Annotated in this window: 13 protein-coding genes; 6 read left to right on the forward strand and 7 right to left on the reverse strand. The window is 68.4% G+C overall.

Features of this window, described 5'->3' with window-relative positions; all coding sequences use genetic code 11:
• Positions 1-471: 471 nt before the first annotated feature.
• On the reverse strand, positions 472-1,755 hold the full coding sequence (tyrS, locus tag QH196_RS29660; RefSeq protein WP_280419153.1) for a tyrosine--tRNA ligase: 1,284 nt from the start codon (positions 1,753-1,755) through the stop codon (positions 472-474).
• A gap of 64 nt (positions 1,756-1,819) precedes the next feature.
• Entirely contained in the window at positions 1,820-2,440 is a 621-nt protein-coding gene (locus QH196_RS29665; protein WP_280419154.1) for a DNA-3-methyladenine glycosylase, read from the reverse strand.
• A 256-nt stretch (positions 2,441-2,696) separates the two neighbouring features.
• Between QH196_RS29665 and QH196_RS29670 the strand changes: the two genes are divergently transcribed.
• The 3 genes from QH196_RS29670 (at position 2,697) to QH196_RS29680 (ending at position 4,926) form a co-directional block, all read left to right on the forward strand.
• On the forward strand, positions 2,697-3,428 hold the full coding sequence (locus tag QH196_RS29670; RefSeq protein ID WP_280419155.1) for an ABC transporter ATP-binding protein: 732 nt from the start codon (positions 2,697-2,699) through the stop codon (positions 3,426-3,428).
• Between the two features lie 83 nt (positions 3,429-3,511).
• On the forward strand, positions 3,512-4,291 hold the full coding sequence (locus QH196_RS29675; protein WP_280419206.1) for an ABC transporter permease: 780 nt from the start codon (positions 3,512-3,514) through the stop codon (positions 4,289-4,291).
• On the forward strand, positions 4,288-4,926 hold the full coding sequence (locus tag QH196_RS29680; RefSeq protein WP_280419156.1) for a TetR family transcriptional regulator: 639 nt from the start codon (positions 4,288-4,290) through the stop codon (positions 4,924-4,926). The genes QH196_RS29675 and QH196_RS29680 overlap by 4 nt, the downstream gene beginning before the upstream one ends.
• A 10-nt stretch (positions 4,927-4,936) precedes the next feature.
• On the opposite strand, the gene QH196_RS29685 is transcribed toward QH196_RS29680, so the two are convergent.
• From QH196_RS29685 to QH196_RS29695, 3 genes are read right to left on the reverse strand one after another with little or no spacing between them, the layout of a single operon-like run.
• Positions 4,937-5,167: a Trm112 family protein gene (locus tag QH196_RS29685; RefSeq protein ID WP_280419157.1), complete on the reverse strand. Its 231-nt coding sequence runs from the start codon at positions 5,165-5,167 to the stop codon at positions 4,937-4,939.
• 55 nt (positions 5,168-5,222) lie between these two features.
• Positions 5,223-5,927 carry a GtrA family protein gene (locus QH196_RS29690; RefSeq protein ID WP_280419158.1) on the reverse strand — a complete coding sequence of 235 codons (705 nt, stop codon included), beginning with the start codon at positions 5,925-5,927 and terminating at the stop codon, positions 5,223-5,225.
• Positions 5,924-6,364 (reverse strand): hypothetical protein, encoded by a 441-nt coding sequence (locus QH196_RS29695; RefSeq protein WP_280419159.1) that lies wholly within the window; start codon positions 6,362-6,364, stop codon positions 5,924-5,926. The genes QH196_RS29690 and QH196_RS29695 overlap by 4 nt, the downstream gene beginning before the upstream one ends.
• 306 nt (positions 6,365-6,670) lie before the next feature.
• Here QH196_RS29695 and QH196_RS29700 point away from each other — a divergent pair, with 306 nt between their 5' ends.
• Together QH196_RS29700 and rffA are read left to right on the forward strand one after the other, a co-directional pair.
• Entirely contained in the window at positions 6,671-7,684 is a 1,014-nt protein-coding gene (locus QH196_RS29700) for a glycosyltransferase (protein ID WP_280419207.1), read from the forward strand.
• A gap of 14 nt (positions 7,685-7,698) precedes the next feature.
• On the forward strand, positions 7,699-8,883 hold the full coding sequence (rffA, locus tag QH196_RS29705; protein ID WP_280419208.1) for a dTDP-4-amino-4,6-dideoxygalactose transaminase: 1,185 nt from the start codon (positions 7,699-7,701) through the stop codon (positions 8,881-8,883).
• A gap of 45 nt (positions 8,884-8,928) precedes the next feature.
• Here rffA and QH196_RS29710 read toward each other — a convergent pair whose 3' ends face one another.
• Positions 8,929-11,871: an AMP-binding protein gene (locus QH196_RS29710; RefSeq protein ID WP_280419160.1), complete on the reverse strand. Its 2,943-nt coding sequence runs from the start codon at positions 11,869-11,871 to the stop codon at positions 8,929-8,931.
• Between the two features lie 163 nt (positions 11,872-12,034).
• Between QH196_RS29710 and idi the strand changes: the two genes are divergently transcribed.
• Positions 12,035-12,604, forward strand: coding sequence for an isopentenyl-diphosphate Delta-isomerase (gene idi, locus QH196_RS29715; protein WP_280419161.1), 570 nt, complete (start codon positions 12,035-12,037; stop codon positions 12,602-12,604).
• A 279-nt stretch (positions 12,605-12,883) separates the two neighbouring features.
• On the opposite strand, the gene argH is transcribed toward idi, so the two are convergent.
• Positions 12,884-14,293, reverse strand: a complete 1,410-nt coding sequence (gene argH / locus QH196_RS29720) for an argininosuccinate lyase (RefSeq protein ID WP_432279575.1) — start codon at positions 14,291-14,293, stop codon at positions 12,884-12,886.
• Positions 14,294-14,668 lie beyond the last annotated feature (375 nt).

Raw genomic sequence — 14,668 nt, forward strand, 5'->3', positions numbered from 1 at the left:
CAAAACAATCGCCAGCCGGAATTTAGCTGACTTAAATGTTCGGCCCTCCACACGGGGGTATGAAGAACCGAAACCAAATTAAATATTTGGCACTGACATTCATCAACACACTATTGAGTTCTCAAAGAACACACGCACACAACTCAGTGACTGGCTAACCAGTACTTCGTTTGGGGCAGGTTTTCTAGCTTAACCGGCCAGTGGCTCAGAGTCAAACTCCGCATCTTCGGCCGATCTGCCAGGCGCTCCTCGTCCAACCTCGTTTCCCTGGTCCCTCCGGCTCGGCGTTTCCGCCTCACTCCGGGCCCCTGGTCGGTGTCCGTGTCGCTCTGACGTTGAATAAGTTACGCGGCGGATAACGCTACGTCAAATCGCCACATCGGGACTATGTTTTCGCAGGTCACAGGCTTGCAGATGGGCGATCCGGTGGGCCGGATCGCGAATTTGTGACCCAGCCCACCAAGATCAATTTCAAGCGCCCCGCCGGACCCCTGCGAAATTGCGCTTTCCGCGACGGAGCACCAGCCACTTACCGTGCAGATAGTCACCGGTTTCCGGTGTCCAATCCAGGTCCTTCACGCGCTCGTTGTTGACCGATGCCCCGCCTTCGTTCACCGTGCGGCGGGCCGCTCCGCGGCTCTCGCACAGGCCCGAGGCCACCAGGAGGTCCACGATCGTGTCCTGACCGGGCACCACCTCCGCGGGCTCGCCCTCGCCGGCGGCCTCGCGCAGTGCCGCCGCCAAGGTCGGCTCGTCGAGATCCCGGAGTTCGGCGCGGCCGAAGAGCGCCTGGCTGGCGAGTTGTACGGCGCGGGTGTTGTCCGCGCCGTGGACGAGCGTGGTCATCTCGGCTGCCAACCGGCGCTGGGCCTCACGGGCGTGTGGCCGTTCGGCGGTCGCCACCTCCAGTTCGGCCAGCTCTTCCTGTTCCAGGAAGGTGAACCAGCGCAGGTAGCGGACGACGTCGGCGTCGGCGGTGTTCACGAAGTACTGGAACCAGGCGTAAGGACTGGTGAGCTCCGGGTCCAGCCACAGGCTGCCGCCGCCGGTGGACTTACCGAACTTCTTGCCGTCGGCCGAGGTCACCAGCGGAACGGTCAGTGCGTGGACGGCCGCCCCGTCCACGCGCCGGTTCAATTCGACACCGGCGATGATGTTGCCCCACTGGTCCGAACCACCCACCTGCAGCACGCAATCGTGGGTGCGGCGCAGCTGCAGGTAGTCGTTGGCCTGCAGCAGCATGTAGCTGAACTCGGTGTAGGAGATGCCCTCGCCCTCGAGCCGCCGTTTGACGGTGTCGCGGGCGAGCATCACGTTCACCGAGAAGTGTTTGCCGATATCCCGGAGGAAGTCGACGGCACTCAGCCCGCCGGTCCAGTCCATGTTGTTGACGATGAGGGCGCCGGTCGGTGAATCGTCCAGGTCGACGAACCGTTCGAGCTGGGAACGAATCCGGTCGGCCCAGGCGGCGACGGTATCGGCCGAGTTCATCGTGCGCTCGCCGACGTCGCGGGGATCGCCGATCAGTCCGGTCGCGCCGCCGGCCAGGACGATCGGCCGGTGCCCCGCTCGCTGGAACCGTTTGAGGGCCAGCAGCGGGACGAGATGCCCGGCGTGCAGGCTGGCCGCGGTGGGGTCGAAACCGGCATAGAGATTGCGCGGGCCGGCGGCCAGCGCCTCCCGGAGCGCGTCGAGGTCGGTGGACTGCGCGATGAGACCGCGCCAGGTCAGTTCGTCGATGATGTCGCTGCTCACGGGTTCATCTTCGCGTACCACCGCAAGCGCATTGCGGGCGGTGCGATCGGATGCCCGGCCCGCCTCAGGCCGATTCCTCGATCTGTGGCGCGCGCGGGCTGCGACGGTAGACAGATACCGCGCGGGAGTGGTGCAACCACAGTCGCCACGGGCGGTCGGCCTCGGTACTGACTCCCACCCGCGGACCGGCGAGAATCCGGGACGGATCCGCGGGCGGGCCCAGTTCCAGCCGGATCACCGAATCCGGGTCGAAGACATCGGTGCCGTAGTCGTCCATATGGATTCCGAGGGCACTTCCCAGGTTGCCGGGGCCGCGGGCCAGATCGTCGGCGCCGCGGGCGGCCGGGCGGCGGGCGCGGGCGATGTCGTGGCCGGCGATGATCTCCGCGGAACGCAGGAGCACACCGGAGGCCACGCCGTCCGGTCCGCTGACGATATTCACGCAGGTATGCATGCCGTAGCTGCGATAGACGTAGAGCCTGCCCGGCGGGCCGAACATCGCCGCATTACGGGGGGTACGGCCGCGACCGGAGTGGGCGGCCGGGTCATGCCAGGGCCCGGCGGGGTCACCACCGTAGGCCTCGACTTCGACCAGGTAGGCGCCCACCGAGCCCGACCACAGGGTCGCGCCGAGCAGGCGCCGGGCGGCGGTCAAGGGATCAACAGCCAGTTCCTCGGCACTCACCCGAGGATTGTCGCAACCGGTGTGGGCCGGGTGCGGCGGGGGCGGCAGGTCAGCCACCCGGTGCTCTCGAATCGGGGTGATGCCGACGGTGGAGCGGGACCGGAGCGGCGCCCGGTCGGCGAGGCAGTTCCGGCCGGGAGGTCGCACGGGTGGTGACCCGGATCGACAGATTTCCCGTACAGGCCTTGCATCCGGCGGCACTCGGGCGAAGAATTCAACACACGATGAATTCCATCCGGATGAACAGGGGCGGCTCATGTCCGTGACCGGTACGCAGGACGCGGTGGAGGTACGGAACCTCACGGTGCGACGCGGTAAACGGGAGGTACTGCACGATATTTCGCTGACCATCCCCCGCGGCTCGATCACCGGGCTGCTGGGCCCCTCGGGCTGCGGGAAGACCACTCTCATGCGCAGCATCGTGGGCACCCAGATCGTGACCGCCGGGCAGATCACCGCGCTCAGGTCACCGGCGGGCAGCGCGCGGTTGCGGCGGCAGATCGGCTACGTGACCCAGGCGCCGAGCATCTACGCCGATATCAGCGTCCACGAGAATGTCGCCTACTTCGCCGCGCTCTACGGCGCCGGCCGCGGGGCGGTCGATACGGCACTCGACGCTGTAGGACTGTCCGACCATCGCGACCAGCGTGGCGACGAACTCTCCGGTGGACAGCGCACCCGGGCCTCGCTGGCATGCGCGCTGGTCGCCGCACCGGAGCTGCTGGTGCTGGACGAGCCGACGGTCGGGCTGGACCCGGTTCTCCGAGTCGAACTGTGGAAGAAGTTCCGGGAACTGGCTGCCGGGGGGACGACCCTGCTGGTGTCGAGCCATGTGATGGACGAGGCCGAACACTGCGACCGGCTGCTGCTCATGCGCGACGGCCGGCTGCTGGCCCAGCAGAGCCCGGACGAACTGCGCGAACGCACCGGCGAGCAGAACCTCGAACGGGCTTTCCTGGCCCTCATCACGATGGGAGAACCGGTATGAGCGGACCGAGCCCGAGGGAACGCCACCGTGCGGCCCGGAGCGCGAACGCCGCACCGGGACACCCCGCCCCCGCCGCACAGGTCATGGATCGCGGTACCGGACCGCGACCGCTTGCGGCATATACGGCGACCGCCACCCGGATTCTGCGGCAACTGCGCAACGATCACCGCACGATCGCGATGGTCCTCGTGGTACCGGCGCTGCTGATGGCCCTGCTCTACTTCATCTATCAGGATGTGCCGGCCACACCGCAGCAGCCGGTGAGCCTGTTCGACCGGGTCGGGATCAGCATGCTCGGTATTCTGCCGTTCATCGTGATGTTCCTGATCACCGCCATCGCCATGCAGCGCGAACGCAGCTCCGGCACGCTCGAACGGCTGCTCACCACACCGTTGAGCAAACTCGACCTGCTCGGCGGGTACGGGACCGCGTTCTCGCTCGCGGCCGCCGCGCAGGCGGGCGTGGCCTGCCTGGTGTCGTTCGGCCTGCTCGGCCTGGACGCTGCCGGAAACCCCGGGTGGGTGGTGCTCATCGCGATGGTGGATGCGGTGCTGGGGGTCGCGCTGGGGCTGTTGTGCAGCGCCTTCGCGCGGACCGAGTTCCAGGCGGTGCAATTCATGCCGGTCGTGGCGGCCCCGCAGATCTTCCTGTGCGGGTTGCTGGTGCCACGCGAACAGCTGCCCGACTGGCTGGAGGTGATCAGCAATGTGCTGCCGCTGAGCTATGCCGTCGACGCGCTGCACGAGGTCTCGGTGCACAGTCAACCCACCGGGCTGATGTGGCGGGACCTGGGGATCGTTGCCGGATTCGCCGCGGTGGCCCTGTGCCTGGGCGCGGCAACCCTACGCCGGCGCACGGCATGAGCACCGCCCCCGAACCTCGGCCTGCCCGGCCGGGACGCAGGCCGGGCACCTCCGGCACTCGCGCAACGATCCTGGATGCGGCCCGGCAGCGCTTCGCGAAAAACGGGTTCGACAAGACCTCGATTCGCGCGGTGGCGGCGGACGCGGGCGTCGACCCGGCCCTGATCCACCACTATTTCGGGACGAAGCAACAGTTGTTCGCGGCTGTGGTCGAACTACCGGTCGACCCGGAGGTCGTGCTCGCGCGAGTGGATACGACCCCGCTGGATCAACTGGGCGAAACCCTGGTGGGCGCGGTGATCGCCGTCTGGGATTCGCCGGCGGGGACCGGTGCCGTGGCCCTGTTCCGCAGCCTCGTCGCCGGTGGCGACACCTCACCGGCGCGGGATTTCCTGCTCTCGGTGATCTTCGAGCGGATCCGCCGGCGTATCGCCACGGATACCGACGACGGCCGGCTCCGGGTGGCGCTTGCCGCGTCCCAGATGATGGGCGTGATCATGTCGCGCAAGATCGTGAAGCTGGATCCGGTCACCGAGCTGCCTCTCGACCGGCTCGTCGCCGCCGTCGGCCCCACGGTGCAGCGCTATCTCACCGGCGATATCGGCGAGGTTCCCGCGGCAGGCGGCACGGAATGAGCACCCGGTGTTATTCGCCGAACTGCCGCGCGAAATCGGCGTGCTCGGCCTCGCCGACCGCGCGGGCCTCGTCGGCGAGCAGTACCGGGATTCCGTTGTCGATCGGATAGGCCACGCGCAACCGCGGGTTGTACAGCACGTCTGCGCCGTCGCCGGTGCGGACCAGGTGCAGTTGCCCCTTGTCCTGCGGGCAGGCCAGCAGGCTCAGCAGCGTGGGGTCGAGAATGGTGTGCTCGGACATGGAATGGAAGCGTACCCGGCCACGGATCGGGCTCCGGCGCCCTCCGATATCGCGCTCATACCGCGGGCCGGCGGAACGAGATGTACTGGTGGCCGAAGAAGGTTCCGGCGGCGACCGCCCCCATGACCACCACTGCGGAGAGCGCGCGCGGGAATCCGAACAGGCTCACGGCGAGCTCGAGCAGCACCGCGTTGGCGAACAGACCCCCGCAGTTCACGGCGGCGAACCCGAGGAAATCACGGAGGACCCGCCCGCGGACCCGGAACACCAGCCGGCGGTGCAGGACGAACGCGATACCGATTCCGGTGATGTAGGCCGCGATGACCCCCACGGACGGCGGCACCGAATCCCCCAGCAGGGCCAGCCAGGCGACGGTGAGCCCGATACCCATCGCGGTATTCACGACGCCGACCATCGCGAATGCGACTTCCCGGCGCCTCGCCAGGCGAAGCAGCGCGCCCGGTCCGCTGCCACGGACCCTTTCCGCGCCGGCACCGGACTGCGATGCGGCCGGAACACCCGAGCACCGCACGGCGTCCTCCGGTGGATTCCCGGACTCGGCTGCGACCGGCACCGGGCTCCCCACCGACGTTTCCGGCTCCTTCGACAGCTGGATCCGATCGGCGGCGGATCCCATGGTGTGCCGGGAGTCCGTGGAGAGACGGTCCGGCTCCTCGTGATCGCCGGGTCGACGATGTTCGCGCGCGAAACCGTCGTGGCCGGCGCCGTGAGCCTGGGTTCCGGTGTGCTCTCTCGTCATGATTTCGCGGCCACGAGCGCGGGTTTGCCGGTCTCCCGTTCGGTGCATGCCAGGCCGCTTCGCCCAGGACCGCGCAGCTGGGCGATCTGGGGAAGTGCCGGCCCGAGTGAACTTGCGCCCGCCGCACCGCCGATCTTCCGAGCCGGGTCGCGCCGGGTGCGTTCGAGTTGGGCCTGCGGTGGATCGAGCAGTTCGGCTTTTTCGATCGCGTGCGCACCGGCCGGCCGGTGCTCGGGCACCAGAACCGCGAAGTTCCCCTCTCGCAGGGGACGTCCGGTTATCACCCACAGCGGCGCGTACCGCGCCTCGGTGTCGTCGCGGTGGAAATGCCGGGGATTCGCCGGCAGCGCCGCCGAGTGGGCGGCCACCGCCCCCGCCGCGCACACCGGACCCCACCGCAGCACATCCCGCCGATCATCGGCTCGACCATCCGCCACAGGTCCCAGACCATACCGGCTGCGGCCCGGGGACCGACCGTAACGACGCATATCGAATCTACCCGCGCGACGCCGGGTACACCTGCTAGAGTTCGCATTTCTCGGGCTCACCAGCGTCATCGAGACCCGGCACGCGTTATCCTCCGTCGAAAGTCGATCTCGCCAATGCCGTTTCCGCCCAAGTCCGTTTCCGCACCGGACATCCACCGGCCGGCGACAGCCGGCTCCACCACCCATCCGGCTTCGGTGTCGCCGTGGCCCCCGCCGGGCACGACATATCACGGACCGGATCCCGATTCGCCCGGAGTGTGCGGGGTTTCGGTGGTGGTGCCGGTCTACCGTGGTGAACAGACAGTCGCCGGGCTCGTCAGAGAACTCGGCGAATTCGCCACGACCACCGCCACGCCGGGCGGTCTGCGTTTCCGGGTGACCGAGATCGTGCTCGTGCACGATTGCGGGCCGGACGGGTCGGATCTGGTTCTGCAACGGCTGGCCCGGGAGAACCCGCTGGTGCGGGTGATCTGGTTGAGCCGCAACTACGGTCAGGACGCCGCCACCATCGCCGGGATGGCGGCGGCGCGCGGCGGCTGGATCGTCACGATGGACGAGGACGGCCAGCACGACCCGGCCTGTATCACCGAATTCCTCGACACCGCCTACCGGCAGCGTGCGGACCTGGTGTATTCGCGGCCCACCAACACCCGCCCGCACGGGCCGCTGCGCAACCTCACCTCCCGCGGCGCCAAACTCGTTCTCGCCACCCTTTTCGCGTTCCCGGACTCGACCCGGTTCGAGAGTTTCCGGATGATCCGGGGCGATATCGGGCGCCGGCTCGCCGAGGTCGCCGCCAACGGCGCCTATCTCGATGTCGCACTGACCTGGGTGGTCGGCCGGACCGCGACAGCTCCGGTGCGGTTACGCAGCGAGGGCCGCCCGGAATCGGGGTACAACTACCGGCGCCTGTTCTCACTGTTCTGGAAGATGGTGCTGTGCAGCGGCACTCGCGGGCTGCGCGTCGTGAGCCTGCTCGGGGTCACGCTGGCGGTGGCCGGCACGATCCTGGCCGCGGTGATCATCTGGTCCGCGGTGACCGGCGGCGACGGCAATCCCGAGGGCTGGGCCTCGATCATCGTCGTGCTGCTGCTGTGTTCGGGCGCGCTGCTGTTCTCACTCGGGCTCATCGCCGAATACCTCGGCGTGGTGCTGCACATCCTGGTGGGTAAACCCCTGTACCTCACCATCGAATCCCCCACGCCCCGGCCGCCGGACGATACCGCGCAGTCGCTCGCCCGGCCGCGTGCCGAGGTAGCGGCCGGATGAGCGGGCCGGCCACGATGGCGCGACGTAACCACACCGCGCCTGCTCCCCTCCGCGGAGAATGCAGCGATGACCGGATCATCTTCAGCCGGCCGTACCGGGCGGCCGGCGAGCTGGCCAACGTGACCACGGTGCTCGAATCCGATCACTGCCACGGAGACGGCCCGTTCACCGCCGCCGCCACCGCGAAACTCGCCGAGATCACCGGTGCCCCGCACGTTCTGCTCACCACCTCGTGCACGCACGCGCTGGAGCTGGGCGCTCTGCTGCTCGAGCTCGGTCCCGGCGATGAGGTGATCGTGCCCAGTTTCGCATTCACCTCCGCTGCCACCGCGTTCGCCGTACACGGTGCGACCTGCGTTTTCGTCGATATCGACGAGACGACCGGCAATATCGACCCCGCGGCCGCCGCGGCAGCGATCACCGAGCACACCAAGGCGATCGTGGTGATGCATTACGGCGGGGTGGCAGCCGATATGGCCGCGCTGGGCGATCTGGCGCGCGGGCACGGCCTGGCGCTCATCGAGGACAATGCGCACGGTCTCGGCGGCACCTGGCGGGGCAAGGCCCTCGGTACGCTCGGCACCGTCGGCACCCAGAGTTTCCACGACACCAAGAACGTGCACTGCGGCGAGGGCGGGGCCCTGCTGCTGTCGGACGACATCCTGATGGGGCGTGCGGAGATCATCCGGGAGAAGGGCACCGACCGGGCGCGTTTCCTGCGCGGGCAGGTGGACAAGTACTCGTGGCAGGACATCGGATCCAGCTATCTGCCCAGCGAACTGAATGCCGCGGTGCTCGATGCGCAGCTGGCCGAATTCTATTCGATCCAGCGTGCCCGGCACCGCGTCTGGCATACCTACTCGGCCGGGCTGGCGTCGTGGGCGGCGAGTCAGGGTGTCGCGCCGATGACCGTGCCGCCGGACCGCCGGCATACCGCCCACCTGTTCTATCTCCGCATGCCCGGCGAGGACACCCGCGACGCCTTCATCCGGCATCTCGCCGCGCGGGGCATCGTTGCCCCGTTCCACTACGTACCGCTCGACTCCAGTGCCGCGGGACTCAAATACGGTCGTGCACCGGTCCCCTGCACCCGCAGCGCGCGGTTCGCGGCGACGATCGTCCGGCTACCGTTGTGGCCCATGCTCACCCGCAGCCAGCTGGACCGGGTGCTCACCGCGGTCACCGAGTTCCGCTGCTGAACGCCGGGGAGCCGGCCCTGCTGATCGCCGCGGCAGCCGCCGGACTCAGGTGAGCAGTCCCAGCGAGCCCACATCGGTGAGATCCTCGTAGGCCTCCGAATCCGGGTTGTACCACCAGGTGTGGGGGCCGGGCCGGGGCGCGTAGGTTTCCTGCACCGCGTGGGCCGAAGGCCGGAAGGACGGGCTCCGCGGAATATCGTCGACGACGTAGACCACATCGGGACGCTGCCCAGGTGGCAGTGACCGCAGCGCTTCGGTCACATCGGCGGCACCGAGGTCGAAACCGGGCCGCACGCTCACCGCGGCCACCGCCAGTACCCTGTCCCGGGCCGGCAGTGCATAGGCGACCTCCATATCGACGGCGGCGATATCGTTGAGCACGTCCACGATCGGCTGGGTGAACACGGGGCCGCGGCGGGTCCGGATCACCGTATCGATCCGGTCGGCCAGCCAGTAATCGCCGTCGCTGTCGCGGCGGAACAGGTTCTCGGTGGGCAGCCAGGAATCCTCCTGTTCGAAAACTCCGCGCAAACCGCCGCGGGAGAGATCGACATTCGCTCCGGCCGACCCGATCAGCAGCCCGACCTCGTTATCCGCGCACCGCCGGGCGTACCCGTTGTCGTCCACCATGATCTGGCCGGTCACCGGGTCGAACGCCACCAATTCGACCCGTGCCGTGCCCGGAACCGGACGGCCCTTACAGCCGAACTTCACACCGGGCACATTCGCCAGCACCACATCGCCCTCGATGGAGGCGTAGAACTCGAGGACCCGGGCGGGCGCGAACTGTTCCATCGTCCGCCGCCACAAACCGGCGGGCATACCGGAACCGATGAACAACCGGATCGGATGCGGATACCCGGCCGGGAAGACTTCGGCGTCGAGGATATCGCGCAGCATCGTCCAGGTGTAGGTGACGACCGTGACCCCATAGCGGTGCACTTCCTCGGCGAACTGCGCCGGGTCCAGCGATCTGGCGAGCGCGATCCGGCTACCGCCGGCGATGGCGCCGCCCAGGCTCACCAGCAGGCCGGACGAATGGTGCAGCGGCGCCAGACAGTACACCGTGTCCTTGTGATCCAGATAGGCGGCCGAGGCCGTACCGAACGCCGACAAGGCCCACCGGTGGTTGGTGATGTACTTGATATCCAGGCGGTCGCCGGTGCCGGAGACCAGGATGAACGCGAGCTCACGCGCGCGACCCGGGTCGGGGCGGTACCAGCCCGGAATGTGCACGCGCTGCGGATCGATCTGTTCCAGGTCCACGAGATCGGTGCCGGCCGGAACCGCCAGGCCCCGCGAATCGCCGCCACCGAGTACGAGCACTCGGGCTCCGGTCGCCACCGCGTGGCGTACGTTCTCCGGATCCGAGACCAGGATCACCGTTCCGGTCTGTTCGAGGGCGGTGATCAGATCGCTGTCGGGCGCCAGCAGCACCGCGACCGCGCCGATCCGGGACAGTGCCGCGAGGGTCACCAGCGCACTGGGCCGGGTCTCCATCACGACCCCGACACGGGTCGCCGGGCGGATTCCCACCGAGATCAACCCGCGCACGACGTTCTCGATCCGGGCATCGACCGCCGCATGGGTGTGGACCCGGTCGTCGAACAGGAAGCATTCCCCATTGGGTGTCCGGCGCGCCTGTTCGGCCATCAGCCGGCCTATCGAGATGCGGGTTCCGGATTGGATCGTGCCGAGCCGGGTCAGCCGGGGCAGCGTCCGCGCCGCGCCCTCGACCAGCCCGACGGAGCCGCGGACCGTATTCGCGGCCACCTGTTCCAATGCCCGGCCGACTCCCGCACCGGCCTCCGCCAGCGCCGTGGCGGTATGCACGGCGCGTATCAGCGCGGTCCGCGGGGCGTTGCCGGCGGGCTGGTCGGCCATCGGGACGATGTCCTCCGGCAGCGGATCGCCACCCTCGACCCAGTCCACCCAGTCCCGCACTCGCGGCCAGGTACACCGGGTCGCCATGGAACCGGCGACCAAGCCGAAATGCCCGGATACCACCGTTGATTCATAGACTTCGGCGCGCGGCGCCGCACGGACGATGCCGCGCACGGCTGCGGGCTGACCGATTTCGTCGACCTCACCGACGAACGCCAGGATCGGGCATTTCAGGTCGGCCAGCGAAATCGGCTGATCGCGGATCACGAAACCACCGAGCATCATCCGGTTGTGCACGACGAACTGCTTCAGCAGATCCGCCGCCGCGGGCCCCGCGTAGCCCACCCAGCCCTCGTTGCTCAGGAACCGCCGCTGGCGTTCCTTGGGCAGCAGGGCCTCGCGGTCGTGCAGCTGACGCAGGAAATCGATGCGCGCCTTCGTGGTTTTCACCGGATCCAGGAGCTGGAATCCGATCCGCACCATCCGGTCGGTGATCGGCAGCCGGGGCACCACGTGGTCGGCGGCGAAATCCACCAGATCGGTCACCGCGGCATGCGGCAGTCCGAGCGGCATCCCGGCGACAATATCGACCGGGCTGCCGAAGGTCACGATGCTCGCGATCCCTTTTCCGGATCGGAACGCGGCCGCCTGGTAGGCGAACATCCCGCCCTGTGAGTACCCCATGAGGTGCACGGTGCGGCCGGTTTCCGCGCAGACGGTATCGATGGCGCTGTGCACGGCGAGGACATGGTCGGCCAGATCCCGCTGCCAGCCGCCCTCCTCTGTCGAGGGCGAACCGAAATCGACCACCCAGCAGTCGATTCCGCCGCGGTGCAGAATCCCGACGGCACCGTCGTCACCGTTGACATCCCAGATATCGGCACTCACCATCAGCGGCGGTACGAGCAGCACCACCGGACCGCCACCGGTGTCCGCGGGAAAATAGTGCCGCAACCGGTACATGGGCCGGCGCTCGGCGATCTCGAACGGCGAGGAATCGGTATCGCGTCCGAGCCCGCCGAAGCGGATGACTTCGAGACCGTTCTGCGCGGTGGCCATCACCCGCTGCGCCGATCCCACCAAACCTCGCACACTCAACTTCACGTTCCACTCCCAGCCCTGCCCGTGGCGTGGTCTACCTCACAAACCACAAGGTATGCACCAAAGCCTGCCATATCGCACTCCGGACCGGCCGTCCGTTGTGACATCTACATCATGTACCCCTCACCTCGGCGGACCTACCCGCCCGCGCCGATAGGGTGGGAACGTGACCGATACGACCCAGCTCCCGACCGCCCCCACCGACCGGGAATCGCTGCCCGTGGAACTGGTGGACGCGGCCGGTAACCCGGTCGGATCGTGCGCGGTTTCCGACGCCCACCGCGCCCCGGGTGCGCCACACCGGGCTTTCTCGGTGCTCGTTTTCGACAGGCGCGGGCAGTTGCTGCTGCAGCAGCGCGCGCTCGGCAAGACGCGGTTTCCCGCGCGCTGGTCCAACACCTGCTGCGGTCACCCGGCACCCGGCCAGCCGGTCGCCGAGGCCGCGGGTATCCGGCTGGACGAGGAGATGGGATTCCGCGTCGAGCTGACCGAGGTCGGGGTCTACCGGTACCGCGCCGAGGACCCGCGCACCGGCTACGTCGAGCACGAATGGGATCACGTGTTGATCGGGTTGCTCGACAGCGCCGCCCCGCAACCCGACCCGGCCGAGGTCGCCGCGTACCGGTGGATGAATCCCGACGACTTGCGCCGGCAGATGCGGGAGGAACCGCACGAGTTCAGTCCGTGGTTCGCCGGGGTGCTCGAGGTAGCTACCGCGCAGCCGTTCCTACTCTGAGATTCGACGCGGCAATCTCCGGCATTTCCTTGTTGTATTGCCTGGTGGGGCACGTCGGGTTGCCTTGCCTCCAGAGGTCCTTGCGACGCTCATGTTCAGATGCGCATATCTAGGTAGGGACAAATAATTGCGCCGCATCCATACGCCGATCGTGGTGCCTTGGCCGTCTCGACTCCGGTAACCGCCTCTGTGGCCGACAACGAGCGCGGCGGGAGGGAAGGTTCTTCTGCACCGGGGCGGGCGCGCCTTGCCCCGCCGGTTCGCGGGTATACGCGCTACTCAGCCCAGCCAGGCGCGGATATCGCCGGCGGCCTGCCGGACCTCGGCGAGTTGTTCACGCACCCGCTCCCCCGCCGTGCCGCCGCGGGCATTCCGCGACGCCACGGAGCCCTCGACGGTCAGCACCGCGCGGACTTCCGGGGTGAGCGCAGCATCGATCGCCGCGAATTCGGCGTCGGTCAGTTCGTCGAGCCCGACCCCCCGCGCCTCGGCGGCGCGGACACAGGCGCCGGCCGCTTCGTGCGCGACCCGGAACGGCACGCCCCGGCGCACCATCCACTCGGCGATATCGGTCGCGAGGGTGAATCCCGCGGGAGCGAGTTCGGCCATTCGCTCGGTGTGGAAGGTCAGCGTGGAGACCAGTCCGGCGATGGCGGGCAGCAGCAGTTCCAGCTGGGCGACCGAATCGAACAGGGGTTCTTTGTCCTCCTGCAGGTCCCGGTTGTAGGCGAGGGGTTGCGCCTTCAGGGTGGCGAGCAGGCCGGTGAGGTTGCCGATCAGACGACCGGCTTTACCGCGGGTGAGTTCCGAGACATCGGGATTCTTCTTCTGCGGCATGATCGACGACCCGGTCGACCAGGCATCGGCGAGGGTGACATAGCCGAATTCGGGAGTGCTCCAGATGATGACCTCTTCGGCCATCCGGCTGAGGTCCACACCGATCATCGCGAGCACGAACGCCGCCTCGGCGGCGAAATCCCGCGACGAGGTGGCGTCGATGGAGTTGGCGGCGGCGGCATCGAAATCCAGATCCGCGGCGATCGCCTCCGGGTCGAGACCGAGCGAGGAACCGGCGAGCGCACCCGACCCGTACGGGGAGACGGCGGCCCGTTTGTCGAAATCGCGCAACCGGTCGATATCGCGGAGCAGCGGGTGGGCGTGCGCCAGGAGATGGTGCGCCAGCAGCACGGGTTGCGCGGCCTGCAGATGGGTTTTCCCGGGCATCACCGCATCGGGATGGGCGGCGGCCTGCTCGACCAGTGCGTCCACCACGGCGACCAGCCCGGCGGCGATCCGGCGCACGGCGTCGCGCAGCCACATCCGGAAAAGGGTCGCGACCTGGTCGTTGCGGGATCGTCCGGCCCGCAACCGGCCACCGAGTTCGGTACCGACACGTTCGATGAGCCCACGCTCGAGCGCGCCGTGGACATCCTCGTCCGATTCGGCCGCCACAAAGGCACCCGATTCCACATCCGCGGCCAGCCGATCGAGGCCGGCGAGCATCGCGGTGAGATCGGTCTCCGACAGCAGGCCGGCCTTGTTCAGTACCCGGGCATGCGCCTTGGACGCCCGGATGTCGTAGGGCGCGAGTGCCCAGTCGAACTGGGTCGATTTACTCAGCGCCGCCATCGCCTCGGCCGGTCCGGATGCGAACCGCCCGCCCCACAACGCGCCCTCGTTGGTGCCCACTGTCTCTCCCACGTCTCGATATGCCGGCCGGGTCGGCCTCTACGGTATTGGTTCTGTATGCCGCCGCTCGCCACGACCGGCCGCTCCGGAGCGACTGCGCCGCATTACGAGGTCTGTTGACGATCGGCAAAGTCGCTGTTGCGCCCACAATCGCCAGGATGCTGTTCCGGCTACGAATGGCAATCCGCCCTCCGCCCCACCGCGGCCGGCCGAACCCGATCCGAGCCGCCGGACCGACCGCAGCCCGCACCGTCTCCCTGCGCCGCGCACCGCCGCGACGCCGTGCGTTCGTTGTACGCCGACGGCGGGCCGCTGCCACAGCGCGCCTAGCCGCCGTCCGGTCCCGGAGCGCGACAGCGTGAAACCCGGCCGGAC

The organism is Nocardia carnea (assembly GCF_029868325.1).
Lineage (GTDB): Bacteria > Actinomycetota > Actinomycetes > Mycobacteriales > Mycobacteriaceae > Nocardia > Nocardia carnea_C.

Excerpts from the sequence above, each read along its gene's own strand:
- QH196_RS29670 (WP_280419155.1), top strand. The coding sequence starts at position 2,697 with ATGTCCGTGACCGGTACGCAGGACGCGGTGGAGGTACGGAACCTCACG.
- QH196_RS29675 (WP_280419206.1), top strand. The coding sequence starts at position 3,512 with ATGGATCGCGGTACCGGACCGCGACCGCTTGCGGCATATACGGCGACC.
- QH196_RS29680 (WP_280419156.1), top strand. The coding sequence starts at position 4,288 with ATGAGCACCGCCCCCGAACCTCGGCCTGCCCGGCCGGGACGCAGGCCG.
- QH196_RS29685 (WP_280419157.1), bottom strand. The coding sequence starts at position 5,167 with ATGTCCGAGCACACCATTCTCGACCCCACGCTGCTGAGCCTGCTGGCC.
- QH196_RS29690 (WP_280419158.1), bottom strand. The coding sequence starts at position 5,927 with ATGACGAGAGAGCACACCGGAACCCAGGCTCACGGCGCCGGCCACGAC.
- rffA (WP_280419208.1), top strand. The coding sequence starts at position 7,699 with ATGGCGCGACGTAACCACACCGCGCCTGCTCCCCTCCGCGGAGAATGC.